23 protein-coding genes are annotated in these 26,721 nt (G+C 56.0%); 14 read left to right on the forward strand and 9 right to left on the reverse strand.

Annotated elements, in window-relative coordinates; translation table 11 throughout:
* Nucleotides 1–3 precede the first annotated feature (3 nt).
* From C8N30_RS09235 to C8N30_RS09245, 3 genes are all read left to right on the forward strand, one after another.
* Entirely contained in the window at nucleotides 4–1,191 is a 1,188-nt protein-coding gene (locus C8N30_RS09235; RefSeq protein WP_025064222.1) for an aminotransferase class I/II-fold pyridoxal phosphate-dependent enzyme, read from the forward strand.
* Nucleotides 1,192–1,203: 12 nt separating this feature from the next.
* Nucleotides 1,204–4,236, forward strand: coding sequence for a DNA translocase FtsK (locus C8N30_RS09240; protein WP_025064223.1), 3,033 nt, complete (start codon nucleotides 1,204–1,206; stop codon nucleotides 4,234–4,236).
* A gap of 207 nt (nucleotides 4,237–4,443) precedes the next feature.
* On the forward strand, nucleotides 4,444–5,043 hold the full coding sequence (locus C8N30_RS09245) for a LolA family protein (RefSeq protein WP_025064224.1): 600 nt from the start codon (nucleotides 4,444–4,446) through the stop codon (nucleotides 5,041–5,043).
* Between the two features lie 95 nt (nucleotides 5,044–5,138).
* Here C8N30_RS09245 and C8N30_RS09250 read toward each other — a convergent pair whose 3' ends face one another.
* Both C8N30_RS09250 and C8N30_RS09255 read right to left on the reverse strand, forming a co-directional pair.
* A complete protein-coding gene (locus C8N30_RS09250) occupies nucleotides 5,139–5,723 on the reverse strand; it encodes a transglycosylase SLT domain-containing protein (protein WP_025064225.1) in 585 nt (194 codons plus the stop codon).
* 73 nt (nucleotides 5,724–5,796) lie between these two features.
* The gene (locus tag C8N30_RS09255; protein ID WP_025064226.1) at nucleotides 5,797–6,678 is read right to left on the reverse strand and encodes an AEC family transporter; all 882 of its coding nucleotides are present in this window, start codon (nucleotides 6,676–6,678) and stop codon (nucleotides 5,797–5,799) included.
* 84 nt (nucleotides 6,679–6,762) lie between these two features.
* Between C8N30_RS09255 and hspQ the strand changes: the two genes are divergently transcribed.
* Nucleotides 6,763–7,089 carry a heat shock protein HspQ gene (hspQ, locus tag C8N30_RS09260; protein ID WP_025064227.1) on the forward strand — a complete coding sequence of 109 codons (327 nt, stop codon included), beginning with the start codon at nucleotides 6,763–6,765 and terminating at the stop codon, nucleotides 7,087–7,089.
* Nucleotides 7,090–7,134: 45 nt separating this feature from the next.
* Here hspQ and C8N30_RS09265 read toward each other — a convergent pair whose 3' ends face one another.
* From C8N30_RS09265 to C8N30_RS09275, 3 genes are all read right to left on the reverse strand, one after another.
* Nucleotides 7,135–8,712, reverse strand: coding sequence for a gamma-glutamyltransferase family protein (locus C8N30_RS09265; RefSeq protein WP_025064228.1), 1,578 nt, complete (start codon nucleotides 8,710–8,712; stop codon nucleotides 7,135–7,137).
* 254 nt (nucleotides 8,713–8,966) lie between these two features.
* Complete coding sequence (locus tag C8N30_RS09270) at nucleotides 8,967–9,404, reverse strand: ATP-binding protein (RefSeq protein WP_025064229.1); 438 nt, start codon at nucleotides 9,402–9,404, stop codon at nucleotides 8,967–8,969.
* A gap of 24 nt (nucleotides 9,405–9,428) precedes the next feature.
* Nucleotides 9,429–9,767 (reverse strand): STAS domain-containing protein, encoded by a 339-nt coding sequence (locus C8N30_RS09275; RefSeq protein WP_025064230.1) that lies wholly within the window; start codon nucleotides 9,765–9,767, stop codon nucleotides 9,429–9,431.
* Between the two features lie 89 nt (nucleotides 9,768–9,856).
* Here C8N30_RS09275 and C8N30_RS09280 point away from each other — a divergent pair, with 89 nt between their 5' ends.
* The 8 genes from C8N30_RS09280 (at nucleotide 9,857) to rarD (ending at nucleotide 19,837) form a co-directional block, all read left to right on the forward strand.
* Nucleotides 9,857–11,029, forward strand: a complete 1,173-nt coding sequence (locus C8N30_RS09280; RefSeq protein WP_025064231.1) for a thiolase family protein — start codon at nucleotides 9,857–9,859, stop codon at nucleotides 11,027–11,029.
* 52 nt (nucleotides 11,030–11,081) lie between these two features.
* Complete coding sequence (locus C8N30_RS09285) at nucleotides 11,082–11,540, forward strand: GAF domain-containing protein (RefSeq protein WP_025064232.1); 459 nt, start codon at nucleotides 11,082–11,084, stop codon at nucleotides 11,538–11,540.
* A 96-nt stretch (nucleotides 11,541–11,636) separates the two neighbouring features.
* Entirely contained in the window at nucleotides 11,637–12,209 is a 573-nt protein-coding gene (locus C8N30_RS09290) for a helix-turn-helix domain-containing protein (RefSeq protein ID WP_025064233.1), read from the forward strand.
* Between the two features lie 14 nt (nucleotides 12,210–12,223).
* Entirely contained in the window at nucleotides 12,224–12,844 is a 621-nt protein-coding gene (locus C8N30_RS09295; protein ID WP_025064234.1) for a LysE family translocator, read from the forward strand.
* 204 nt (nucleotides 12,845–13,048) lie between these two features.
* Complete coding sequence (locus tag C8N30_RS09300) at nucleotides 13,049–15,496, forward strand: GcvT family protein (RefSeq protein ID WP_025064236.1); 2,448 nt, start codon at nucleotides 13,049–13,051, stop codon at nucleotides 15,494–15,496.
* Complete coding sequence (locus C8N30_RS09305; RefSeq protein ID WP_025064237.1) at nucleotides 15,493–16,395, forward strand: homocysteine S-methyltransferase family protein; 903 nt, start codon at nucleotides 15,493–15,495, stop codon at nucleotides 16,393–16,395. Before C8N30_RS09300 ends, C8N30_RS09305 begins: the two co-directional genes overlap by 4 nt.
* Before the next feature lie 13 nt (nucleotides 16,396–16,408).
* Nucleotides 16,409–18,853 (forward strand): GcvT family protein, encoded by a 2,445-nt coding sequence (locus C8N30_RS09310; RefSeq protein WP_025064238.1) that lies wholly within the window; start codon nucleotides 16,409–16,411, stop codon nucleotides 18,851–18,853.
* Nucleotides 18,854–18,919: 66 nt separating this feature from the next.
* On the forward strand, nucleotides 18,920–19,837 hold the full coding sequence (rarD, locus tag C8N30_RS09315) for an EamA family transporter RarD (protein WP_025064239.1): 918 nt from the start codon (nucleotides 18,920–18,922) through the stop codon (nucleotides 19,835–19,837).
* On the opposite strand, the gene C8N30_RS09320 is transcribed toward rarD, so the two are convergent.
* Entirely contained in the window at nucleotides 19,834–20,244 is a 411-nt protein-coding gene (locus tag C8N30_RS09320) for a nuclear transport factor 2 family protein (RefSeq protein WP_025064240.1), read from the reverse strand. The genes rarD and C8N30_RS09320 overlap by 4 nt on opposite strands.
* A 75-nt stretch (nucleotides 20,245–20,319) precedes the next feature.
* Here C8N30_RS09320 and C8N30_RS09325 point away from each other — a divergent pair, with 75 nt between their 5' ends.
* The gene (locus tag C8N30_RS09325; protein ID WP_025064241.1) at nucleotides 20,320–20,967 is read left to right on the forward strand and encodes a pseudouridine synthase; all 648 of its coding nucleotides are present in this window, start codon (nucleotides 20,320–20,322) and stop codon (nucleotides 20,965–20,967) included.
* A 107-nt stretch (nucleotides 20,968–21,074) separates the two neighbouring features.
* Here the strand turns inward: C8N30_RS09325 and C8N30_RS09330 are convergent, their stop codons facing one another.
* A complete protein-coding gene (locus C8N30_RS09330; RefSeq protein WP_025064242.1) occupies nucleotides 21,075–22,502 on the reverse strand; it encodes an aldehyde dehydrogenase family protein in 1,428 nt (475 codons plus the stop codon).
* Between the two features lie 129 nt (nucleotides 22,503–22,631).
* Between C8N30_RS09330 and C8N30_RS09335 the strand changes: the two genes are divergently transcribed.
* The gene (locus tag C8N30_RS09335; RefSeq protein ID WP_025064243.1) at nucleotides 22,632–23,285 is read left to right on the forward strand and encodes a peroxiredoxin; all 654 of its coding nucleotides are present in this window, start codon (nucleotides 22,632–22,634) and stop codon (nucleotides 23,283–23,285) included.
* Between the two features lie 146 nt (nucleotides 23,286–23,431).
* Here the strand turns inward: C8N30_RS09335 and C8N30_RS09340 are convergent, their stop codons facing one another.
* Nucleotides 23,432–23,980, reverse strand: coding sequence for a L,D-transpeptidase (locus C8N30_RS09340; RefSeq protein WP_025064244.1), 549 nt, complete (start codon nucleotides 23,978–23,980; stop codon nucleotides 23,432–23,434).
* Nucleotides 23,981–24,326: 346 nt separating this feature from the next.
* Complete coding sequence (gene pnp, locus C8N30_RS09345) at nucleotides 24,327–26,459, reverse strand: polyribonucleotide nucleotidyltransferase (RefSeq protein WP_025064245.1); 2,133 nt, start codon at nucleotides 26,457–26,459, stop codon at nucleotides 24,327–24,329.
* Nucleotides 26,460–26,721: the final 262 nt, after the last annotated feature.

The raw sequence follows: 26,721 nt of genomic DNA on the forward strand, positions 1-26,721 counted from the left end.
GTGATGAATTTTCCCGAACGGTTTTCGAACCTTCCCGCTCACGCGTGGCCACGTCTGCGTGCACTTCTTGATGTGCATGAAGGGGGCGGTCCGCTGATCCAGATGACTATAGGCGAGCCGAAACATGCGTTTCCGGCTTGGGTTACTGATGTGATCACGCAGAACGCTGTTGGATTTAACAGCTATCCACCTAATGACGGTTCTCCCGAGCTGCGCAGCGCAATTGCCGCATGGATCATGCGCCGCTACGCTGTGCCGGTAGATCCGGATACGCAGGTGATGGCACTGAATGGAACCCGCGAAGGTCTGTACAACGCCGTAATCGCCCTATGCCCCGAGACGAAGAACGGCAAAAAGCCTGCTATCCTGATGCCGAACCCGTTCTATCAGGTCTATATGATTGGCGCGATTTCTGGGGCGTGTGATCCGGTGATGGTCAACGCAACCGAGGCAACGGGACATTTGCCCGACTTCTACGCAGTAGACGCTGAAACGCTTGACCGGACTGTCGCAGTCTACATTTGTTCGCCCGCCAATCCACAAGGCGCTGTAGCCAGCCGCGACTATTGGGAGGCGCTGATCCATCTTGCTGAGAAGCATGATTTCTTCATCTTTGCAGATGAGTGCTATTCCGAGGTTTATCGCGAGGCGGCACCCGTAGGGGCATTGCAGATCGCGCACGAAATGGGCAGTGATCTCAACCGTGTTGTCATTTTTCATTCGCTGAGCAAACGTTCGAACCTGCCTGGACTGCGCTCGGGGTTTTGTGCTTCGGGCGAGGAGACAATGCGCGAGATCAAGCAGTTGCGCAATTATGCGGGTGCGCCTCTTCCGCTCCCATTGCAGCATGCGGCGGCAGCGGTTTGGAGCGATGAGGCACATGTCATCGAGAGCCGTGCAATGTACGCAGAAAAATTTGAGATTGCCGACCGCATTTTTGGGAATGTAGCTGGCTATGTCAGCCCTGAGGCGGGATTTTTCTTGTGGTTGCCCGTCGAGGACGACGAAGAAGCCGCAGTAAAGCTGTGGCGCGAGACAGGGGTAAAAGTATTGCCCGGAGGCTACCTCGCGCAGGATGTTCCGGGTGTCGAGAACCCTGGCAAGAAATATATAAGAGCGGCGCTCGTCGCTCCAAAAGAAGAGACGGAGCGGGGTCTTATGGCCATACGTGACTGTCTTTATGCGGTATAGAGGGACGGGTTAATGGCATATCAGACACGACAGCGCGAACCGCTACTGGACAGCAATACGGCAGAAGCGATTGAAAAACGCGGCAAGGAATTGTTGGGCATCGGGTTGGTGGTTCTGGGCGTGATGGCTGCCATGATGATCGGCAGTTACACCCCTGATGATCCAAACTGGATGCTGGCGACTGATGCGCCTGCCCAAAACTGGCTTGGGCGGATGGGCGCATCGTTGGCTGCTCCCTTGTTCATGATTGTGGGTTGGGGCGCATGGGGGCTGGCGGTTGTATTGCTGGTCTGGGGTGTACGTTTTGCGCTGCACCGCGGTCAGGAACGGGCGATGGGCCGTTTAATTTTCGCCCCGATTGCTGTAGCTCTTGGTGCTATCTATGCCGCTACTCTGACGCCAGATGCCGAATGGCTGCAAACCCACAGCTTCGGCTTGGGTGGCCTGTTCGGTGATACGATTATGGGTGTGATCCTGACCTTGCTGCCGATCGGATCTACCTTCACGGTCAAGCTCATGTCGCTTGTGATGGGTGTGGGGATCCTTGCCCTTGGCGCCTTTGTCCTGGGTTTCACGAAGTCTGAATTGACGCGGTTTGCACGCTTTTTGCTGGTCGGGACGATCATGGTGTATGCCGCGCTGATGAATGTTTTGGGCCGCAGCGCCACCGGAGCGGTGGCCGCCGCACAAGGATTGCAGGCGAAACAGGCTGTCCGCCGCCAACAGCGCCGCGCAGAGCAAGCCGAAGCAAGTGTCTATGCCGCAGAACATGCCCGCGCAGAGGTGCAAGTGGCTCCTGCGGCTTCCCGCATGCCGCGCCTGATCGCGAGCCGTGCCGCACAAACATCACAAACACCCGAATATGCCGCAGAACCGGAATATGGGGATGAGGATGGCCCGAAAACCAGTTTGCTTGCGCGTATGCCGGGCCTGATCAAACGCCCTGATGCCATGCCCGAGCCGGAGCTGGTAGAGAGGCATCACCAACCCGTATTGGAACAGGCTCCCAGCGAAGAGCGGATAAAGACGAAAATCTCGGACGTGATCAAGAGCCGAGTACGCTCTACCAATGCGGTGCATGTGCCTGCAACATCACCTCTTACCCGTGGACGTGGGCGCGGGCCTGATCCGCTTGTACTCAACACGACCCGGGCAGAACCGCCATTGACAGCGCGTTCCGCACAAGCGCCTGCTGCCGCTCCTTCAGTCGCGCGGCCGGTTTCCGCACCGACACCCGCTCCCATTTCTTCGATACCTGATTATGCCGATGCCTCGCCGAACGAGAACTATGACGCGCTGACGGAGCCGTTTAACGAAGATGATGTGAACATTTTTGTTGATTCACAAATGGTTGAAGAGACATCGCCGCAAGTCGCAGCGCCAAAACCGCTGACATTCACGCCAACGAAAATACCGGTACCGGAGGCAAAGCGCGTTGTAATGCCGATGACGCGCAAGGCAGTACCACAAAGCAAGCAAGCACAAGCCGAAGCGCAGCCTGTTTTGTCATTCGAGGACAGTCACCGTGGGTTCGAGTTGCCACCGCTCAGCCTTTTGGAATCACCCGAAGACAGCCCGCGTCAGCACCTCAGCGATGAGGCGTTGGAAGAGAATGCGCGCATGCTGGAATCCGTACTGGATGATTACGGCGTTAAAGGAGAGATCGTCGCTGTGCGCCCCGGTCCTGTGGTCACCATGTATGAGCTCGAGCCTGCGCCGGGCCTCAAGGCGAGCCGCGTAATCGGCCTTGCTGATGATATTGCACGCTCGATGGCGGCACTCTCGGCACGTGTCTCGACTGTTCCGGGCCGGTCTGTCATCGGGATCGAGTTGCCCAACGAGCACCGCGAGAAAGTTGTGCTGCGCGAAATATTGTCCTCACGTGATTTCGGCGACGGTAACCAGAACCTGCCGCTGGCACTGGGTAAGGATATCGGCGGAGAGCCTGTGGTGGCCAACCTTGCGAAGATGCCACACCTGCTGATTGCGGGGACCACGGGTTCGGGTAAGTCGGTTGCGATCAACACTATGATCCTGTCGCTGCTATACAAGCTTAGCCCCGAAGAATGTCGCATGATCATGATCGATCCCAAGATGCTGGAACTGTCGGTATATGACGGCATCCCGCATCTGCTCTCTCCCGTTGTGACGGATCCTAAAAAGGCTCTTGTGGCGCTTAAGTGGACCGTGGGCGAGATGGAAGACCGCTACCGCAAGATGTCCAAGATGGGCGTGCGCAATATCGAGGGCTATAACGGTCGGGTGAAGGAAGCGCTGGCCAAAGGAGAGATGTTCTCACGCACTGTCCAGACAGGATTTGACGATGACACGGGTGAGCCGATTTTCGAGACCGAAGAGAACACACCTGTCAAGCTGCCCTATATCGTCGTGATTGTTGACGAAATGGCGGACTTGATGATGGTCGCGGGCAAGGAGATCGAGGCCTGCATCCAGCGTCTGGCACAGATGGCGCGGGCCTCTGGTATCCACCTGATCATGGCCACACAACGCCCCTCTGTTGATGTGATCACCGGCACGATCAAAGCGAACTTTCCAACACGGATCTCGTTTCAGGTTACGTCCAAGATCGACAGTCGAACCATTCTGGGCGAAATGGGCGCCGAGCAACTTCTGGGCATGGGTGACATGCTGTATATGGCGGGTGGCTCCAAGGTGATCCGCTGTCACGGTCCATTTGTCAGCGATGAGGAGGTTGAGGAAATCGTCAACCACCTCAAGCAATTCGGCGAACCTGAATATGTCTCGGGCGTTGTCGAAGGGCCGCCAGAGGACACGCAGAGCGATATAGACAGCGTGCTGGGTCTGAACACTGGCGGAAATACCGATAGCGAGGATGCGCTCTACGATACTGCAGTCGCGATTGTAACCAAGGATCGCAAATGCTCGACTTCGTACATTCAACGAAAGCTCGCAATTGGCTATAACAAAGCTGCCCGTCTGGTTGAGCAAATGGAGGATGAAGGACTTGTTTCTCCAGCCAACCATGTGGGCAAACGCGAGATACTTGTGCCGGAGCAGGGCTAACCTCCACCATCGGCACCTTCGGTAAATGGCTCTCTTTCTCAGAAGAGAGCCATTTTTTTGCTTAACGTCTTTGTCGACTGGCACGTCGCCGCCGATCTACGGGGAAATTCGGGAACATCGGCGCAATGCGCGGGGTTGATATCGCATATCAATGGCGCTGTCCCTATGTTGAGGGTAACGCAGACTAACCCAATACAGGATGATCCCATGCGATTTCTGAAAACCGTCACACTGGGCGCAGCATTTGCCCTCGCTGCGAGCGCCGTAATGGCGGATAAGCTGCCGCTCGGCAATATCAGCAGCTATCTTAATGCGATGACCACTGCACAGGGTGCATTCACCCAGATCAACGGGGATGGCACGATTTCTACTGGCACTATCTATATCAAACGGCCTGGTCGTGTGCGGTTCGAGTATAATACACCGGATACGGGCCTTGTGATTGCAGGTTCAAACACGGTTGTTGTCTACGATAAAAAATCAAATCAGGCACCGGAAACCTATCCGCTGTCGCGCACGCCGCTTTCGATTATTCTCGCCCAGAACGTGGACCTTGGACAGGCGCAGATGGTCACCGGCCACACTTATGACGGGACCGCTACGACGGTCACGGCGCAAGATCCCGAAAATCCGCAATTTGGCAATATCCAGATGAAGTTTACTGGCCCCACCCCTGAGTTGCGGCAGTGGATCATCAACGATGGAAATGGCAGCCAGACCACAGTTGTCTTGGGCGAGTTGAAGACAGGCGGCAACCTGGCCAACTCGCTATTTGATGTGGGAAGCCCGGGAACGGTAAACCGCTAAGGCGTCGGGAAGTAAAAGTTCCTTGTCGAAAGCGAAAACGACCCCGCCGAGTGTGCGGGGTCGTTTTGTTTCTGACAGTCCTGATCTAACCCGCCTTAACGCACGCGGCAGGCCGCAATCTGGTTGCGGTACATGTCAGCACGCGCATCGACTTTGCCGGCGACACCGACCAGCCATGGCTTGCCATTATAGCTGGCGTTGCGAAAGCCGTTATGACCCTCGTGATAGGCCAGATACTGGTTACGAGCATCCGACAGTGAAATCCCGTTCCGCTCACGGCTGAGGTTCATATACCAGCCCATGAAGTCGGTCGCGTCTGTGATGTTATCGCGCTTGGCACCATTGCGGCGCTCGGCTGCGCGGTACTCGTCCCATGTTGCATCCAATGCTTGTCCATAGCCGAACGCGCTCGACTGTCGGCCCATCGGGATCACGCCCATCACATAGCGGAACGGGGTGCGCGCATCACCGACAAATTTGCTCTCCTGATGGATCGTGGCCATCTGGACGTGCACAGGGATACCCCATTTGCGCTCTGTCGCTTTGAATGCTCTGTAGTATTCGGGGCGCTGCTGAATGATCGTACAGGCGTTATCGAGATCCCGAGGAGGGGATGTAGGAGAACTGCCACAGCTTGCCAGCAGCAGCACGAAGCACAGTGCGCGAAGGGGTCTATTCATCTGATCTGCTCAATTTAGTTTTTATATATTTGCCACAACTATAGCTGATGGATTTGAGTTTTGCAGCTAAAATCTAAAGTAAAGCGGCTAAAAGAAGCGGCAACGCGCCTACCGACATGAGGGTGGAGACCACCACCAGACCCGCTACAGATTGTGCATCGGCACCATATTTTTCAGCCAACAAATAGGATGTAACAGCTACTGGCGTCGCAACCTGTAAGATCAGAACCCCGAAAGCTGTAGGGTCAAGCGAGAAGGCGAGGCCCGCCACCCATGCAATACCCACACAAAGCATGAGTTTGATTCCCGATAAAACCACCGCGCGACCAATCCCGCCGGGAGTGAGTCGCGCAACTGCTACGCCGAGTGTGATGAGCATCAATGGAATCGCCATTTGCCCGATCAGCTCTAGCGTATTGGTGAGGAACGTCGGTGTTTGCCAGCCTTGCCACAAAAATAAACCGCCCAGCACAGTCGCCCAAACCAGTGGTTCGCGCAGCACTTTCCCAAAGCTACCGGCCCCCGCGACGAGCCAGACCCCGAATGTGAATGCCCAGATCGCCATTATCGCGAATACAATAACGGCGTAGCTTAGGCCTTCTTCGCCAAAGGCAAACAAGGCGAGCGGCAGGCCCAGATTGCCTGTGTTGCCAAAGATCATAGGTGCTACGTAGGTGCGCCGATTTAATCCAGCGACGCGAACCAGTCCCCATGCCACCAGCGTCACCGCCAGATAGGCCACAACAGAGGCAAGCGAGAGCGCAGTCAGAGCGGCGGGGTCAATGTTGGTTTTCATCAACGCAGTGAATATCAGACAAGGAACCGCCAATGTTGTGGCGAGCTGTGTCACAAAGTTAATCCGATACTCGAACCCGAGTTTCACCCATGTGAAGCCAACCCCAGCTAGCAAAAATACCGGTGCCACGATCTCCAACACTGTCAGGGTCAAGTTCACAAACTGTTTCCTTTAATCAAGCTGCTAGTATTGGACAAAATGCACTTGTCTCATGTAGTAACCAAGGGTAGGGAGCGCATTGCAATGATAAGAACCCGCGCCAAATATCATCTGGGACAAGTTGTCCGTCATAAAAAGCACCCGTTTCGCGGGGTGATTTTTGACGTCGATCCCGAATTTGCAAATACTGAAGAATGGTACGAATCGATTCCCGAGGAAAGCCGGCCCATCAAAGGTCAGCCGTTCTACCATCTGCTCGCTGAAAACGACCAAAGCTACTATGTGGCTTATGTTTCAGAGCAAAACTTGGTTGCTGATTACTCGGGTGAACCGGTTGATCATCCAGACATTCCTGACCTTTTTGGTCCGTTCGAGAACGGGACTTACCCGCTTCACTTCCAACTGAACTAAGTAGGGAGGTGCAATCGGCACCCCCCCCCCTAGCATGATTGCGCACTAGTATCCCAGTGCGCAGCCGTCTTTGCGGGCGTCAGAGGCACCTTCCAAGACACCGCTTTCGTGGATCTTGATCGCCTGTGCACCGCCGATTGCTGTCCGTGGAATAGCAACCGTGTGGCCCATCGCGGACAGCTCTGCGCGGATCGCATCAGAATATCCGCGTTCCACATTAAGGGTCCCTTTGTCGGTAAACGCACGGGGCGCATCAATCGCGGCCTGCGGGTCCATTCCAAAATCGGTGATGTTGGAGGCAAAACGCGCATGGCCACAGCACTGGTACGCGCCACCCATAACGCCAAATGGCATTACCACACGACCGCCCTGACGGATCATACCGGGAATGATGGTGTGCATCGGCCGCTTGCCGCCCTTTAGCTCGTTTGGATGACCTTCCTCAAGCGTGAAGCCGGCGCCGCGGTTCTGCATTAACAGACCGAATTTATCCGATGCGATCCCTGAGCCGAATCCATGGAAGATCGAGTAAATCAATGAGACCGACATGCCATCGCCATCAACAACTGTGATATAGATCGTATCCTTGTGCACGGCTTCGGAAATCGCCGTCGCACTTTGCATCGCCTTGGTCGGATCAATGAGTGCCGCCAGCTTTTTCGCGGTGTCCATCTCCAGCATATAATCGGCGCGTGTGGCATAGTCGGCGTCTGCAAGGAAGCGGTTGCGCGCATCATACGCAAGCTTGGTTACCTCTGCCTCAATGTGGATACGTTGTGCGCCCAACGGATCCATGCCGGCCATATCGAACTGGGAAAGCATATTGAGCATGAGCAATGCAGTTGCGCCCTGACCGTTTGGCGGGTGCTCGACCACTTCGAGGTCTTTGTACATGGCTGAAATCGGCGTTGTAGGCGCGCATGACACTGCCGCGAAATCGTCCGCTGTATGAAGACCACCCATAGCATTGAGCGATGCCACCATATCCTCGGCTATCTCGCCGGTGTAAAAGGCGTCGCGTCCGTCTTTAGCAATACGCCGTAGCACTTCGGCCTGACCGGGTGCGCGGAAAATGTCGCCTGCCTTGGGTGCTTTGTCGTTCAGCAAATAGACGTCGCGGGCTTTGCCTTGCAACGTCCCTGCATCATTGCCCCAGTCAAAAGCGACCCGGGGCGCCACAACGACACCCTCTTCGGCATAACGGATCGCTGGTGCCAGCAGTGCGTCGAGGCCAAGCTTCCCAACCGTGTTCGATAGGTGGCAAAAGGCATCAATCGCACCGGGAAGGGTGACTGCGTGTGCTGATGTCAAAGGCACGGTTTTCTCGCCCGTGTCACGCAGATGCGCGGCATCAAGGGCAGCAGGCGCACGGCCAGAGCCATTGAGCGCATGCACCTTGTCACTACCGCCCTCTGACCAAAGTACAAAGCAATCGCCGCCGATACCGGTCATCTGGGGCTCACAAATGCCAAGCAGTACCGCACCGGCGATTGCGGCGTCCATGGCATTGCCACCACGCTCAAGCACATCGATGGCGGCCTTGGCGCCCAAAGGATGTGACGTGGCGCACATGCCACCCGTTGCCAGAACCGGCGACCGGCCGGGGAATTGGAAATCACGCATTGCAAACAGCCTCATTCAATCAATCATTAAGCGGAGCCTAGTGCGTTACTTTGGTCGTGCCAATGCGAATGACGCTAATTTGTGGGGGATGTTAGTGCTCCGGCGCCGCGTACTGGGTGGGGGCAATAAAACGCGACGCCGGAGGAAGCTATATGCAGCTACAAGAAACGTTATGCCGTTCAAGCATGGCAAGAATGTGATGCAGGCGCGGCATGTTTGGGGAGATGTAGTGGCCATTCAGCGCACCGCGTATCTCAGACCCCGACCCGCAACTGCAAGCTAAGATGGTTCGCCCTCCCAATGCGGGAATAGTGGACCTCCGTCGCCAGCGCGTAGATCATGAACCAGCCAAACCCCCCCTCGGGAATATCATTGCGAGGGACATCCAGATCGGGGGCTAATGGAATAGGGGCTGTGCCCATTGGCATCGGCGCCCCGCAGTCAATAAGCGTCAAACGAAGGCCGGTTGCGCTGTGACATCCCTGAATCTCAATTGTGGTCTGTCCATGCATGGCGGCGAGTGCATGCTCGACCACGTTATTAAGCGCTTCCGCAAGGACCAGTTCGACTGTCCCTGTTTCGTCGCTGCTGAGATTTAGTGGCTCAAGGCAGGCCATCGCCTCTGCAAGGCCGTCGCGTACATCACCCTCGGCACCCCCGAGTTTCACGCTAAAGGGAGGGAAGTCAGCCAATAGAGCACCTCCTAACATGTGTCGTCATGCCCGAAGGTCTGCTAGGGCCGCTTCTACAGTTGCAAAGACGCCAAAGACTGAATTCATCCGTGTCAGTCGAAAAACCTTGTCTACCGCAGGCGTAAGCCCAGCGAGAACAAGTTTGCGGTCAGGGGCAAGATTTTTCATCGCGGCAACGATAGCGCCGAGGCCACTTGAGTCGATAAAATGAACATGGTTGAGATCGAGAAGAACGGTATCGGTTCCGCCTTCGGTCGCGTCGCGCATCCGGTCCTTGAACGCCAATGCAACGGCAGCATCAATCCGTGGTTCTTGTACGGTGACAATCTGAAGGCCCGGTTCTGTTGAGCTGGTGAGTTCCATGATATATTCCTGCAAGGATTGCGTGCGACCCCTTGTTAAAGCCAAATAGATAAGAAGGTGTAAGCGCACCAAAAAGAGGAGAAGCGGAAATGCAAAAAGTCGTTATCGCAGGGGCGTCACGCACGCCTATGGGTGGATTTCAGGGCGCGTTTGCCGATATGACGGCAGCCCAGTTGGGTGGCGCCGCGATCCGCGCGGCACTGGAGGGTGCTGGTGCCGTTGTCGTCGAAGAGGTCATAATGGGCTGCGTTTTGCCCGCGGGTCAAGGCCAGGCACCTGCACGCCAGGCAGGATTTGCAGCGGGTCTGGGGGAGGAGGTGCCTGCAACGACACTCAATAAAATGTGCGGCAGCGGCATGAAAGCCGCGATGATAGCCTATGACCAGATCGCGCTTGGGTCTACGGGTGTGATCGTAGCAGGCGGCATGGAAAGTATGACAAACGCGCCATATGTCTTGCCAAAAATGCGCGGTGGTGCACGGCTCGGTCATGCCGCTGTGGTTGACCACATGTTTCTGGACGGACTGGAAGATGCCTATGACAAGGGCCGCCTCATGGGAACATTTGCAGAGGATTGCGCAGAGGAGTTCCAATTTACCCGCGCGGTGCAGGACGAATACGCCCTCACCTCACTGAGCCGTGCGCTGGAGGCTCAAAAAAGCGGTGCTTTTGCAGATGAGATTACTTCCGTGACTGTGAGTTCCCGCAAGGGCACAGTTACAATTGGTAGCGACGAGCAACCGGCCAGTGCACGTCCAGATAAAATACCACTCTTGAAACCGGCCTTCCGCGAAGGCGGTACGGTGACAGCAGCTAACTCGTCCTCGATCTCGGATGGGGCAGCGGCACTTGTCCTTGCGTCCGAAGCAGCGGCTCAGGCACAGGGGCTCACAACTCGCGCTCGTGTTATGGGCCACGCAAGTCACGCACAGGCGCCGGGCCTGTTTACAACCGCTCCGGTGCCCGCAGCGCAAAAGTTGCTTCAACAAATAGGCTGGAAAAAAGAAGATGTAGATCTGTGGGAGGTGAATGAGGCCTTCGCCGTTGTGCCGCTGGCCTTCATGCGCGAAATGGGCATCGACCATGAAAAGGTGAACGTGAATGGCGGCGCTTGTGCACTGGGCCATCCAATTGGCGCGTCGGGGGCACGAATCATCGTTACCCTGCTGAATGCATTGGAAAAGCGCGGGCTGAAGCGCGGGATTGCCGCCATCTGCATCGGCGGAGGCGAGGGCACAGCCATCGCGATCGAGTTGCCCTGACAGCCGCTTTAATCAATTTTCCTAACGCTCACTCCAAAGAAGTACCAAAATCATGACTGCTGATTACACGACCCTCTCTAAAACAATTGCATCGCTAACCGCTGGTGAAGACGATGTTGTATCCCTGATGGCGACCGTGGCCTGTGAGGTGCACCACAGTGATGACCGCTTTGACTGGACCGGTTTCTACCGCGTCACTGCGCCTGAGCTCCTTAAGATCGGACCTTATCAAGGCGGGCACGGATGCCTTGTGATTCCGTTCAGCCGCGGGGTGTGCGGTGCTGCGGCACGGACCGGAGTTGTTCAGCTGGTACCGGATGTCGAAGCTTTTGAGGGGCACATCGCTTGTGCCAGTTCAACGCGGTCAGAGCTGGTTTTGCCGGTTTTCGGCGGGAATGGGCAATTATTGGGGGTTTTCGATATCGACAGCGATCAACCCGACGCCTTCACCCAAGCGGATGCTGACGCGCTGACGGACATCCTTGCCGCCTCTTTCGCTGGCGTGAAATAATCGTATATTTTTTCACGAACTTCTGTCAGGATTTTCCTAGCTGCGTATTCGCCATATGATTCTAGAGCGCGGCAACTCCTGTTTTCCAGAGGTTCAATGCATCACGATTCGCTCCAGACCCCCAAGACGCTCGGCGCTGATCTGCGGGCATTGCGCCGTGCGCGTGGGCTGACTCTGGAAGTGCTGGCGCAGGCAATGGGGCGGTCTGTCGGCTGGCTCAGTCAGGTCGAGCGTGACAAGTCCGAACCTTCTATCACTGATTTGCGGCTTCTTGCGGCGCAATTTGGGGTGCCCGTTTCTATATTGTTTCGACACGCGGCGGCCCCCTCTCACGAGGCGGGGTTCATCGTGCGCAGCAACGCACGTCGACCTATCGGCTTAACAATCGAGGGATTGGTCGAAGAGTTGCTCTCGCCTGATCTCACCGACGATTTCGAGATGGTGCATTCTACATTTGCCCCGCACAGCAGGATCAAGGACGTCGTTCAAAGGCCAACTCAGGAAGTCGGCTATATTCTGTCAGGAACGCTGGAAATCGAGATCAATGGTACACCCCATTCTTTAGTGGCAGGTGATAGTTTTCGTATCCGTGGGGAAGCGTTTCGCTGGGCAAATCGCACATCCGATCCCGTAGTGGCGATCTGGGTTATAGCACCTCCTGTCTATTAGAATGGGATATCGGAATGAGCTTTGAGGCATGGACCATCTTCACTCTGTTCTGGCTGGTGTTTGTCACTACGCCGGGACCGAATGCGGTGAACTGCATAAACAACGGTATGACGCTTGGAATGCGGCGGGCGATGGTCGGGGTATTGGGCATCCTGACACAGGCATCGCTGTTTTTGCTCCTGTCGGCGCTGGGCGTCACCGCACTGATCGCGGCCTCGCCCACAGCGTTCACAGTGGCAAAGCTGCTTGGCGCTGCTTTCCTGATCTATCTGGGTGTGCGCGGTTGGATCACGGCAAGCAAGCCGGTGCCCGTTCAGGGACGGCCAGCAAAATCAGTTTATCTCCGCGCTTTCGCCATCGCCACAATCAATCCCAAAAGTGTGGCGGGATACCTCGCCGCCTTTTCCCAGTTCGTCCAGCCTGATGTGCCAATCGCGGCGCAAATGGGGGCGATCGTGCCCACAGCACTAACCCTGACCGCGCTCAGCTATAGCGGGTTTACTGCGCTGGGTGCAGGCCTAGGTCGTGCGGCATTGGGAGTAGTTTTTAACGTTTGGGTAAGGCGAATTATGGGCGCATGTTTCATTGTCTACGGCGTGCTGCTGGGCAGTGCCGTTGCGCCGGCACGGGGTTAGTTCTGTGGGACAGTGCATATCTGCGAGGGGCCAACTCATTCACGATCAGAGGGTCTTCGCGCATTCCGCGCTCTTTGACGCGAACATCGGCATCGACGGAATCGCTAGTGCCACGCACCTGCATTCGCAGTGGAACATTTTTACCGCCTGCAAAGGCGCTTATTGCGTGATTGCAGGCAGTACCACCCGAAAGGAGAGCCAGACATGAGTGATTTTCCAAATACGGCCCGCGTGGTCATTATCGGTGGCGGGGTCGTCGGCACCTCAACTCTGTACCATCTTGCAAGAGCGGGCTGGAAAGACTGCGTTTTGTTGGAAAAGAACGAGTTGACCGCAGGATCAACGTGGCACGCAGCTGGCAATTGCCCGAACTTCTCAAGCTCGTGGGCAGTGATGAACATGCAGCGCTATGGCTTGGAGATGTACCGTACGCTGGGGAAGGACGTGGATTATCCGATGAACTATCACGTCACGGGCTCGCTTCGCCTTGCGCATAGCAAAGAGCGGATGATGGAGTTTGAGCGCGTCGCCTCGATGGGTGCTTATCAGGGTCTTGAGATGGGAATGCTCACGCCAGCGGAGCTGAAGGAATACAACCCGTTCATGGAAGTGCATGACCTTGAGGGTGGCATGTGGGATCCGCTGGATGGGGACATTGATCCTGCACAGCTGACCCAAGCGTTAGCCAAAGGTGCGCGCGAAGCCGGCGGACGGATCGAGCGCTTCTGCCCTGTTGTAGGCCTTGACCGCCAAGATGACGAGTGGATCGTGAAGACCGAGAAGGGTGAGATCCGCGCGGAGATCATCGTGAACTGTGCGGGATATTATGCGCAGCGCGTGGGTGAAATGTTCAAGCCCTTTGGCGGGCGCACAGTGCCAATGGTGGTGATGTCCCACCAGTATTTCCTCACCGAGCCGATTGCGGAATTGGAGACATGGACAAAGGAGAAGGGCCACAAGATGCCGATGATCCGTGATGTGGATATCTCGTATTACTTGCGGCAGGACAAGCACGGCCTTAACCTTGGCCCATATGAGCGGAACTGTAAGGCCCATTGGGTCACTCCGGATGATCCGATGCCCGAGGATTTTAGCTTCCAGCTTTATCCCGACGATCTGGAGCGGTTAGAATTCTATATCGAGGATGCCATGGCACGGGTACCGATCCTTGGGGCGGCTGGTGTCGGTCGCAATATCAACGGCCCGATTCCATACGCGCCTGATGGTCTGCCCATGATCGGGCCGATGCCAGGGGTCAAAAACGCTTTTGAGGGGCACAGCTTTACTTTTGGAATTGCCCAAGGGGGCGGTGCGGGAAAAGTGCTTTCGGAATGGATTATGCATGGTGAGACAGAGCTCGACATGTGGGCAGTCGATCCGCGCCGTTATACCGATTACACGGATCACGACCATTGTCTGGCTAAGGCGCTGGAGACTTACGGCCATGAGTACGCCATGCATTTCCCGCGCCACGCATGGCCTGCGGGGCGAAACAGAAAGCTGTCGCCGGTTCATGCACGCATAGTGGAGCAGGGCGGCCAGATGGGGGCTTATAATGGGTGGGAGCGTGCCAACTGGTTTGCGAAAGACGGCGATGACACCACCGAGGCTGCGACGCAGACATGGGACCGCGCGGGACCATGGGCGCGCAGGATCAAAGAAGAGGTGGAGGCGGTGCGGGACGGTGTTGGTGTGCTGGACCTTCCCGGGTTTTCGCGTTTCAACCTGTCGGGTGATGGTGCGGCGGAATATTTGCGCGGGCGTGTTTCGGGCGGATTGCCCAAGATCGGGCGCATGAACCTTGGTTATTTCCCTGACAATCGCGGGCGGATTCTAACCGAAATGTCGATTATGCGGCACGGCGAAGATTCATTTACTCTGATAACTGCGGCCACTGCGCAATGGCACGATTTCGACGTTTTGAAAAAGGACTTACCAAAGGGTATGAGCCTGAGCGATCACACGACTGAATACTCTACGCTAATAGTGACCGGCCCGAAATCACGGGCCCTTTTTGAGGCGCTGGACGCACAAGCAGATCTTTTGGCTGCGTGGCTCACGGTCCAGCCCGCTGTTGTTGCGGGTGTTGGCTGTGCACTGGCGCGCGTGTCTTTCGCGGGAGAGCTTGGTTGGGAAATACATGCGGCTATTGCCGATATTCCCGCGCTCTATGATGCTGTAATCCGCGCAGGCGCCAAGCCGTTTGGAATGTTTGCGCTCAACTCGATGCGGATCGAAAAAGGCTACCGCACGTGGAAGGGTGATCTGTCCACAGATTACACTGTTCTCGAGGCGGGACTGGACCGGTTTGTGAAGCTCGATAAACCACAGGAATTTCCGGGAAAGGCAGCACTTGCCGCGGAGCGCGCGGCGGGGGTCAAGAAACGATTTGTCACGATGACGGTAGAGGCGGGTGATCAGGACGCCCCCTATATGTCCACCGTTTATTATGGTGGCGAAGTGGTCGGGGAGACAACGAGCGGCGATTGGGGCTACCGTGTTGGTAAATCCATCGCACTGGGGACCGTCCGGGCCGATCTGGCAGTGGAGGGAACTCAGCTGGACATCAGCATTTTCGGACGTATGTGCAAGGCAACCATACACGCGGACCGCCCCCTGTGGGATCCTGAAAATGAAAGAATAAAAGCATGACACAAATAACTCTCCTCGACGGCTCAATCGGGCAGGAACTTGTCAAACGTAGTGACGCGCCTGCAACCCCCCTGTGGTCCACAAGTGTCATGATGGAGCAGCCCGATCTGGTCGGGGCCGTGCATGGTGATTATTTTGCTGTGGGTGCCACGGTTGCAACCACCAACACATACGCCGTGCACCGCAGCCGTTTGGAACGCGCGGGCATGGCTGAACAGCAGGCAGCGTTGGTCAAAACAGCGGTGCAACAGGCGGTATCGGCCCGTGATGCCCATGGCGGCGGGCGTGTCGCGGGCAGTCTTGGGCCAATGCTGGCGAGTTTCCGGCCCGATTTGATGCCCGATGTGGGCATTGCCTCCGAACGCTTTCGCGAGATTATTGCCCTGCTGGGCGATCGTGTTGATATTCTGCTGGCCGAAACGGTTTGCTCACTTCAGGAAGCCGAGGGAATTTTTCAGGGTTACGCCGCATCGGGCTCGAACAAGCCGTTGTGGATGTCGTTCTCTGTCGATGACGAGGACGGTAGCAAACTGCGCTCGGGCGAGCCGTTGTTCATCGTGACGCAGATGATGCATCACTACAAACCCGCCGCCGTTCTGCTCAACTGCTCCATGCCCGAAGCGATCACCCAAGGATTACCGATCCTGACCGATTGCGGTTTGCCCTTCGGCGCCTATGCCAACGGATTCACCCAGATCACCGATGCCTTCAAGGAAGATGCCCCGACCGTCGATGCATTGAGTGCGCGCACAGACCTTACGCCCCAAGCCTACGGTGCACAGGTGATGGAATGGGTCGGCGCCGGTGCCACGATTGTGGGCGGCTGTTGCGAAGTCGGTCCCGCCCATATCGCCGAAATTGCCCGCCGTTTGAAGGATGCGGGCCACACCATTGTTTGAAAAGGTTTAGCCCATGGCTGATGTTCCTGCGCACGCACGTGTCGTTATTATCGGAGGTGGCGTCATCGGCTGCTCTGTCGCGTATCATCTCACCAAGTTGGGGTGGAAGGATGTGGTGCTGCTGGAGCGTAAACAGCTTACATCAGGGACCACATGGCATGCGGCGGGGCTGATTGCTCAGCTTCGTGCGACCAAGAACATGACCAAACTGGCAAAGTATTCTCAGGAACTCTACGGAAACCTTGAGGAAGAGACAGGGGTTGCCACAGGATTTAAGCGCTGTGGATCCATCACAGTGGCGCTAACGGATGAGCGGCGCGAAGAAATCTACCGCCAAGCGGCAATGGCGCGGGCCTTTGGTGTCGATGTGGAAGAAATCTCCCCTCAGGAAGTGCTCAAGCGCTATGAGCATCTCAACATCGACGGGGTAAAGGGAGCGGTTTATCTGGACAAGGACGGGCAAGGCGATCCGGCGAACATCGCGCTGGCGCTGGCTAAAGGCGCGCGGCAGCGCGGCGGCCGCGTGATCGAGCGGACTATTGTCACCGGCATCACAAAACAGGGCCGCCGCGTCACGGGTGTGGACTGGCAGCAGGGCGAGGAGACTGGCCACATCACCGCAGATATGGTGGTGAACTGTGCCGGCATGTGGGGACATGAAGTGGGCCGTATGGCGGGGGTGAACGTACCATTACATGCGTGCGAGCACTTCTATATCGTGACTGAAGCCATTCTTGGCCTGAGCCAATTACCCGTTCTGCGCGTGCCTGATGAATGCGCCTATTACAAAGAGGACGCAGGCAAGATGCTCTTGGGGGCATTTGAACCACATGCAAAGCCGTGGGCGATGGAGGGCATACCGAAGGACTTTGAGTTTGACCAGCTACCTGAAGATTTTGACCACTTCGAGCCGATCCTGGAGGCTGCTGTCAGCCGGATGCCGATGCTGGCGGAAGCGGGTATTCACACCTTTTTTAATGGGCCCGAGAGCTTTACCCCGGATGATGCTTACCACCTTGGGCTAGCGCCCGAAATGGACAACGTCTGGGTTGCGGCAGGGTTCAACTCTATCGGGATCCAGTCCGCGGGCGGGGCGGGAATGGCGCTGAGCCAGTGGATGGATGCAGGTGAAAAGCCGTTTGACCTTGGCGATGTGGACATCAGCCGGATGCAGCCGTTTCAGGGCAATAAGACATATCTGTTCGAGCGGTCAAAGGAGACGCTGGGGCTGCTCTATGCGGATCACTTTCCCTACCGCCAGAAAGCGACCGCTCGTGGCGTGCGGCGTACGCCCTTCCACGATCACCTGCTGGCGCGAGGGGCCGTCATGGGCGAACTAGCCGGTTGGGAGCGCGCCAACTGGATCGCGCGCGAAGGGCAGGAACGAGAGTATCGCTATAGCTGGAAGCGGCAGAACTTCTTTGAGAACGTGGCAGAAGAGCACCGTGCCATACGGACGAATGTGGGCATGTATGACATGTCTTCCTTTGGCAAAGTCCGCGTCGAGGGACGCGATGCTGAGGCATTTATGAATTACATCGGCGGCGGTGACTATACGGTACCGAATGGTAAAATCGTCTATACCCAGTTCCTCAATCGCCGTGGCGGGATCGAAGCCGATGTGACGGTGACGCGGATGTCCGAATTTGCTTATCTGGTGGTCACGCCTGCGGCTACGCGTTTGGCGGACGAGGCATGGATGCGGCGCAATATCGGGAACTTCAATGTGGTCATCACGGATGTGACGGCAGGCGAAGGGGTGTTGGCTGTAATGGGGCCACAATCGCGCGCGCTGCTGCAAGCGGTATCGCCTAACGATTTCAGCAATGACGTGAACCCGTTCGGCACTGCGCAGGAGATCGAGATTGGCATGGGCCTCGCCCGAGTGCACCGCGTAACTTACGTGGGGGAGCTGGGTTGGGAGGTCTATGTCAGTGCGGATCAGGCGGGGCATGTATTCGAGACGCTGATGCATGCGGGGCAGGACTTTGATCTTAAGCTGTGCGGGATGCACATGATGGATACCTGCCGGATGGAAAAAGGGTTCCGACACTTTGGCCATGACATCACTGCCGAAGACCATGTGCTGGAGGCGGGGCTGGGATTTGCCGTAAAGACGTCGAAGCCTGATTTTATGGGGCGCGAGGCGGTGCTGGAGAAAAAAGAAGCGGGGCTGGAGATGCGGCTAGTGCAGTTCAAACTGACCGATCCCGAGCCGCTCCTCTACCATAATGAACCCGTGCTGCGCGACGGCGAGATTGTGGGGTATCTCAGTTCGGGGGCGTATGGTCATACGCTGGGCGGGGCGATGGGTCTGGGCTATGTACCGTGCAAGGGAGAAAGCGCTGCAGAGTTGCTGGCCTCAAGCTACGAGATCGACGTGATGGGCATGCGGGTCAAGGCAGAGGCATCGCTGAAGCCAATGTATGATCCTACCTCCGAGCGGGTAAAGATGTAGCGGTACAATCTAGGGCTTTCCCTCGCCCCCCTCGTTGGCCTAACGGTTCAGGGCAAGGAGACCAATATGCGCACAGTCAACAGCACAACACACATTGCCGATCAGGACACGCCGCAGGGGCTATTGTTTGCGGGCGGGGCATATGTGCTCTGGGGGTTCCTACCGCTTTATATGAAGCTGCTGAGCCATATTCCGGTGGCTGAAGTGATCGCGCATCGCATCATCTGGTCGGTGCCTGTGGCGTCAGTTGTTTTAATTTGGCTGGGCCGCACGGCGACATTGCGCGCGGCGTTTCGCAATCCGCGCATGTTGGCAATGGGCTGTGTCACGGCGGCGTTGATTTCGCTTAATTGGGGGATCTATGTTTACGCCATCGTTACGGATCGCGCGCTGGATGCGGCGATTGGATATTACATCAACCCGTTGTTCAGCGTCTTTCTTGCGGCGGTGCTCTTGGGCGAAAAGCTGCACCGGATGCAGTGGGTTGCCGTTGCGATTGTGAGCGTGGCGGTGCTCGTGCTGATTATTGATGCCGAGGAGACGCCTTGGCTTGCGTTTGGTATGATGCTTACCTGGGGGTTCTACGCGCTGGCAAAAAAGAGCCTGCCGATCGGGCCAAATCAGGGGTTTCTGATGGAGGTGCTGCTTCTGTTGCCGCCTGCGCTGGCCTATGCAGTTTATATGGGCAGCACCGGCGAGGCAAAGTTTTTGGGTGGTGAGGGCATGGATACGTGGCTGCTACTGGGCTGCGGCCTTGTTACGGCGGTGCCACTGCTGTTCTACGCCAACGGGGCCAAGCTGTTGCGCCTGTCCACCATCGGCATCCTGCAATATATCGCGCCGACAATGATCCTGCTCAATGCGGTGTTTATCTTCGGCGAGCCGTTTGGGCGTGCACGTGCAATTGCATTGCCGTTGATCTGGATCGCACTGGTGATTTACACCGTTTCGATGGTGCGCCAGATGCGTGCAAAGCGGGCTTAACTGAGCGCGGACTTGTGCTTCATGAACGACGGATCCTTCGAGACACGCTCGTTCATGGCGGCGCGCAGTGCTCCTATAGTTTTATAAGGCCGCATGACTACCTCGAAGGTCTGCATCAATCCCTCGTCGTTGAGCGTGACGAGGTCAACGCCAACACAATCGAGGCCGTCAACCTTGCATTGGAATTCAAGGGCCCAATCCTTGCCAGATCCCATCACACGGCGATATTCAAAATCGGTGAAAACTTCGTTCACGTGCCCCAACACTGCAGCCACTGCTTGGCGGCCGTTCCACGTCGCCCAATAGGTTGGGGGCTGAAATGTGACATCTACCGCCATGAGGGCTGGGACACCGCTGTGATCATGGGCAAGTACGAGGTCGTGAAACTTCTGGATTGTCGGGTGCATTGTAATCTCCTCTTTTGTCAGAGCGTGACATGGGACGGGTTGAAAACCTAGCCTGCGCGTGGGACTGAGAAAGATATGGACGCAACGTATTACCCCCCAATGGACCCGCTCGAAGTGCTGCATCTGGACCATGAGGTTATTCTACTCGATAAACCTGCTGGTCTGCTGTCAGTGCCGGGCAAAGGGCCTGACCTTGCCGACTGCCTGCTGGCACGGGTTCAGGGAGCGTTTCCCGATGCGCTGCTGGTGCACCGGTTGGACCGTGATACATCAGGTGTAATGATTTTTGCGCTCACCCGTCACGCTCAGCGTCATCTTGGGCTGCAGTTTGAAAAGCGGATGACAAAGAAGACCTATATCGCACGCGTTTGGGGTGTCCCGCTGGAAAAATCGGGTACGATCGACCTTCCGCTCATCGTGGACTGGCCGAACCGGCCCCGTCAAATGGTGTGTCACACAACAGGGAAACCCGCGCAAACGGACTGGCGGATGGTAAAGGATGAAGGAGAGACATCCCGGATCCGGCTTTCCCCTCACACTGGCCGGAGCCATCAGTTGCGTGTTCACATGCTGAGCTTGGGGCACCCTATTCTTGGCGATCCGTTTTATGCCTCGGGACCTTCTCGCGATTACCCGCGCATGATGCTCCACTCGGAAGAATTGCGGTTTAAACATCCCGACGGTGGCCAGACTACGCGAATCCGCAGCAAGGCCCCTTTTTAGGAAAGCTAAAGTGTGGACCGTTAAGCCGAAATTACAACGAAACAGGCGATTGAAACAAAAGAGGGCTACCCGCAGGCAGCCCTCTTTTTTCGAAGTATTATATGTTTTTACTCGGCCGCCCATCCTGAGACAGCTTTGACTTCGAGGAATTCTTCAAGGCCAAAGACGCCGCCTTCACGGCCGTTTCCTGACTGTTTATAGCCACCGAAGGGCGAGCCTTGGGCAAAACCCTGACCGTTGGTCTCGACCATGCCGGAACGCAATTGCCGCGCAACGCGGCGACGTTTTTCAGTATCTTCGGTCTGTACATAGTTCGTCAGGCCGTAGGGCGTATCGTTTGCGATTGCTACTGCTTCCTCTTCGGTCTCGAAGGGGATGATCGACAGCACAGGACCAAACACTTCTTCGCGCGCAATGGTCATCTGGTTGTTAACGTCCGCAAATACGGTCGGCTTGACATAATAACCGCGGTTCAGCCCGTCGGGACGGCCAAGTCCGCCCGCGGTGAGGCGAGCCTCTGCAATGCCCTTTTCGATGAGACCCTGAATTTTGTTGTATTGGGCCTCCGACACAACGGGGCCGATGTGCTTGCCTTCCTCTGAAGCGGGTCCAACGTGGGTGTTGGCTGCGACTTCGGAGGCGCTCGCCACAGCTTCGTCATAGCGGGATTTATGGACAAGCATCCGCGTTGGTGCATTGCACGACTGGCCGGAGTTGCGGAAACAGCGGATTGCACCCTGCTTGGCCGCGTTCGGCTCTGCGTCCTCAAATATGATGTTCGCACCTTTGCCGCCCAATTCGAGGCTGACGCGTTTGAGCGAATCTGCCGCAGCTTTGGAAATTGCGATGCCCGCGCGTGTGGAGCCGGTGAAGCTTACCATATCGACCTCGGGATGTGAGGAGAGCTGGCTGCCCACACCGGGACCATCACCATTCACGAGGTTGAACACGCCTGCGGGGAAGCCTGCTTCATGCACGAATTCAGCAAAAAGCAGTCCAGACAACGGTGCGATCTCTGAAGGTTTCAGAACGACCGTGTTGCCAGTGGCAAGCGCCGGGATGACTTTTAAGATGATCTGGTTCATCGGCCAGTTCCAAGGGGTGATCAGGGCGCAGACACCGATGGGCTCCAGCAATGTTTTTTCCGATGCCGTGAAGTCACGTTCGAAACTGAAATCTTTGAACGCGTTCAGGAAGCCGCCAATATGCCAGCTTCCGGCGCCGACCTGCTGCTGGCGGCTGAGAAGGATGGGAGCACCCATTTCCATTGACATGGCCTGCGCCATTTCCTCCTGACGCGCATCATAAATTTCCGCCAGTTTCTCGATCAGCGCTGTCCGCTCTTCCTTGGACGTTTGTGACCAGCTGGCGAATGCTGCGCGGGCAGCGGAAACAGCCGCTTCGGTGTCGGCAGCACCGCCCAACGAAATAATTGCGCACTGTTCTTCTGTGGAGGGATCTATCACAGGAAAGTCGTTGGCAGCGGCGGGGGCGACCCAAGCGCCATTGATATAGAAGTTGCGTTTCTCCAGCATGGTGATGCTCCTTGTATGATGTTTGCGCCTACTGTGTCATTGCGCACAGCAGGCCGCAAGACAGGGGATGAAACTCTCAAGAGGAATGACTAGGTTGGTCGTATTAGAGTTTTATTGGAGGACGCCACGATGAGCTTGCGTATTAATGACACGATCCCCGACCTGACGGTTGAAACAGATCACGGAACGATGAGCCTGCACGATTTTGTGGGTGATCATTGGGCCATTCTATTTTCTCACCCAAAAGATTTTACGCCTGTTTGCACCACTGAATTCGGCGCGGTCGCCCAGCTGGCGGACGAATGGGAAAAGCGAGGGACCAAGGTGATCGGGGTTTCTGTCGATGGGGAAGAGGACCATAAAAAGTGGAAAGCCGATATCGAGACCGTGGCCGGAACCAAGGCCGGATTTCCGATCATTGCGGATGCGGATCTGGTACTGTCCAAGGCGTTTGATATGTTGCCCGCCGAGGCCTACCTGCCGGATGGACGCACCCCGGCTGATAGCGCCACAGTGAGGTCTGTTTTTATCATCGGGCCTGACAAGAAACTGAAGCTGTCTATGACATATCCAATGACCGTTGGCCGGAACTTTGCCGAGGTTCTGCGGGCGCTGGACGGATTGCAAACCTCAGCCAGTCAGGGCGTTGCGACGCCAGCAAACTGGAATGTTGGGGATGATGTAATCATTCCAGCGTCGGTTTCGGATGCCGATGCAACTGCAAAATTTGGCACCTTCAATAAGGTTTTGCCCTATCTGCGCACGGCCAAATTACCATCTTGATCACATGGTACCATAAGTTTCTGAAAGGCGGGCCTCTATGGCTCGCCTTTTGATAAGTAGAGCCCCTCGGCTTCGGGAAAGCTGCGGCAGTTGTGCTGCGATCACTAAGCCTTCCCGCGCTCTACTGTCAAAAAAGCGCTGGCCTATTAGTGTAGGACAACGCGTGTACCGGTCGGAACGCGATTGTACAAATCAATGACATGCTCGTTGATCATGCGCACACAGCCGTTCGAAACCCGTGCCGCAACTGTCTGAGGTTTTGGCGTGCCATGAATACGCAGATATGTGTCGCGGTCACCTTTGTAGAGATACAATGCGCGCGCGCCTAACGGGTTAATCCCACCGCCCTTCATGCCACCGGCATGTTGCTTATACAGTTCCGGCTCACGCCTGATCATCGCAGGGGTGGGTGTCCAGCTTGGCCATTCAGCCTTGCGGCGGATGCGAAAGGTACCAGAATGGTAGCGCTCTTGTGTGCCGATACCTACTGAGTACCGCAGTGCTTTTCCGTCAGGCAATGTCCAATAAAGCGCAAACTGGCCGGGATCTACATGGATTTCCCCGGCGCGAAACCCGTCTTTAATCTCGACGATCCGAGGCTGCAAATCTTCGGGCACCTCATAAGCAAATGCTGGGCCTGCAAAAGCGGCGGCAGCGCCGGTCAGCAGCAGTTTGCGACGGTCGAAAAGGGACATAGAGAAACTCCGGCTTTTGGTCTAATTCTACTAAAGTAACAAATGTCTGACGGAAAAGTTGCAAACGGTTTCGCATCTAACGGGTTTAAGGTTGGAATGCTATCGCTGGCGATGCAGTCAGTTATCTTCTATCGTTTTGAAATAAAATAATAAAATTAGCGTGAGCGGAGATTTCGTCCATTGGGATAGTTGCATTTTTGTCTAAAGGATATGTGCAGGATGGTGGAAATCTGTTTCGTGTCCTGAGCAAGCCTGCCCCGCTACACATTAGAATTTCGCAACCCGCAAATAGAAAAAGGCCCCTGCGTTTCCGCAGGGGCCTTTGCGCTAGATAATTCCGCAGAGATTACTCTTCGGCTTTTTCTTCTTTTACTTCTTCTCCGGTTTCCTGATCGACAACTTTCATCGACAGGCGGACCTTGCCACGATCGTCAAAGCCCAAAAGCTTCACTTTTACTTCCTGACCTTCCTTCAGAACATCTGAAGGGTGATTCAGGCGGCGGTTTTCAATCTGGGAAACATGTACCAGACCGTCGCGCTTGCCGAAGAAGTTCACGAAGGCGCCGAAATCAACGATCTTCACTACAGTACCGGTATAGACGGCACCTTCTTCAGGCTCGGCCACGATGGACCAGATCATGTCGTAGGCTTTCTTGATCGAATCTGCGTTTGGTGACGCGATCTTGATGATGCCTTCGTCGTTAATGTCAACTTTTGCGCCGGACACTTCGACGATCTCGCGGATGACTTTACCGCCAGAGCCGATTACTTCGCGGATTTTATCCGTTGGGATCTGCATCGTCTCGATCCGTGGAGCGTGTGCGGAGAATTCACCGGCACCGGAGATGGATTTGTTCATCTCGCCAAGGATGTGCAAACGACCCGCTTTGGCCTGCGCCAATGCTTTTTCCATGATCTCGGGCGTGATACCTGCGATCTTGATGTCCATTTGCAAGGACGTGATACCTGCTTCGGTACCAGCAACCTTGAAGTCCATATCGCCAAGGTGGTCTTCGTCACCAAGAATATCGGAAAGGATCGCATAGGAGCCATCCTCTTCGAGGATTAGGCCCATAGCAACGCCTGCGACCGCCGCCTTGAGCGGAACACCTGCGTCCATCATCGACAGCGAGCCGCCGCAGACGGAAGCCATCGAGGAAGATCCGTTTGATTCCGTGATCTCGGACACGACGCGGATGGTATACGGAAAATCGGTCGCGGCAGGCAAAACGGCCTGCAACGCACGCCATGCCAACTTACCATGGCCGATTTCACGGCGACCTGGAGGGCCCACGCGACCAACTTCGCCAACCGAATAGGGTGGGAAGTTATAATGCAGCAGGAAGTTGGATTTAAAGTTGCCGTGCAGCGCGTCGATAAACTGCTCGTCGTCTCCGGTACCCAATGTCGTAACGACCAGACCTTGTGTCTCGCCACGCGTAAACAGGGCAGAACCGTGTGTACGGGGCAGGATGCCGGTCTGGGAAACGATATCGCGGATCTCGTCGGTGCGACGACCGTCGATACGCTTGCCTGTTTTTACAACGTCCCCGCGCAGGATAGAGGCCTCAAGGCCTTTCATCGCAGAACCAAGGTTGCTGTCGGCCAACTGCTCTTCGTTCAGCGCTGCCATGATTGTATCGCGTGCAGCAGAAACTGCGGCGGTACGTTCTTGCTTGTCACCGATTGCAAATGCAGCGCGCATTTCTGTCTCGCCTGCGGTTTTCACGGCAGCCGACAATTCGGAATAATCGACAGGCTGGAAGTCAAACGGCTCTTTTGCCGCCGATTCTGCCAGCTCTACGATCAGGTCGATCACAGGCTGGATGTGCTCGTGTGCGAACTTGACCGCCCCCAGCATCTCTTCTTCCGTCAGCTCGTAAGCTTCGGATTCAACCATCATCACGGCGTCTTTTGTACCGGCAACAACCAAGTCAAGGCGCTGGTCAGGGTTGTTCTTGAGGTCCTGCATGTCGTCGATTTCAGGGTTCAGAACGTACTGACCACCTTCAAAGCCAACGCGGCAAGCAGCGATCGGGCCCATGAACGGCGCGCCGGAAATGGTCAGCGCGGCGGACGCCGCAATCATCGCAACCATATCGGGGTCGTTCACCAGATCGTGCGACAGCACAGTACACATCACCAGAACTTCATTCTTGAAGCCGGGGACGAACAGCGGGCGGATCGGACGGTCAATCAGACGGCTTGTAAGTGTTTCTTTTTCGGTGGGGCGGGCCTCACGCTTGAAGAAACCACCCGGGATTTTACCCGCAGCGTAGTATTTTTCGTTATAGTGCACGGTCAGCGGGAAAAAGTCCTGACCCGGCTTTTGCTTGCGTGCGAATGTCACGTTCGCCATTACGGACGTCTCGCCATAAGTGGCGATGACGGAACCGTCGGCTTGGCGCGCAACTTTCCCTGTTTCGAGTGTGAGCGTCTCTTCGCCCCACTGCATGGATTTCTTGACTTCGTTAAACATCATCGTTTCCTTGTTGGCCCATTGGCCATTGCATAGAGGGCGTATTCCCTCTGACCCCTACATCTTGCTTTGGCTGCCGACGGGGTCTGTGCGACTGCTTTCAGATGAGTGGGCTGTACATGAGAAAGCGAGAGATGGGAAGGGAGGGGTATTTTATGCTAGGAGTTTGGAACGTCGATGTCAGCTGTATGGATAAATGCTCCGTCCGATGGATTTTGTCCAAATTCTGCTTTTTGGATCTACCCGTTCAGCAAGCAGTGGC

Origin of the sequence: Sulfitobacter guttiformis, from assembly GCF_003610455.1 — a bacterium.
In the GTDB taxonomy this organism is placed as follows: domain Bacteria; phylum Pseudomonadota; class Alphaproteobacteria; order Rhodobacterales; family Rhodobacteraceae; genus Sulfitobacter; species Sulfitobacter guttiformis.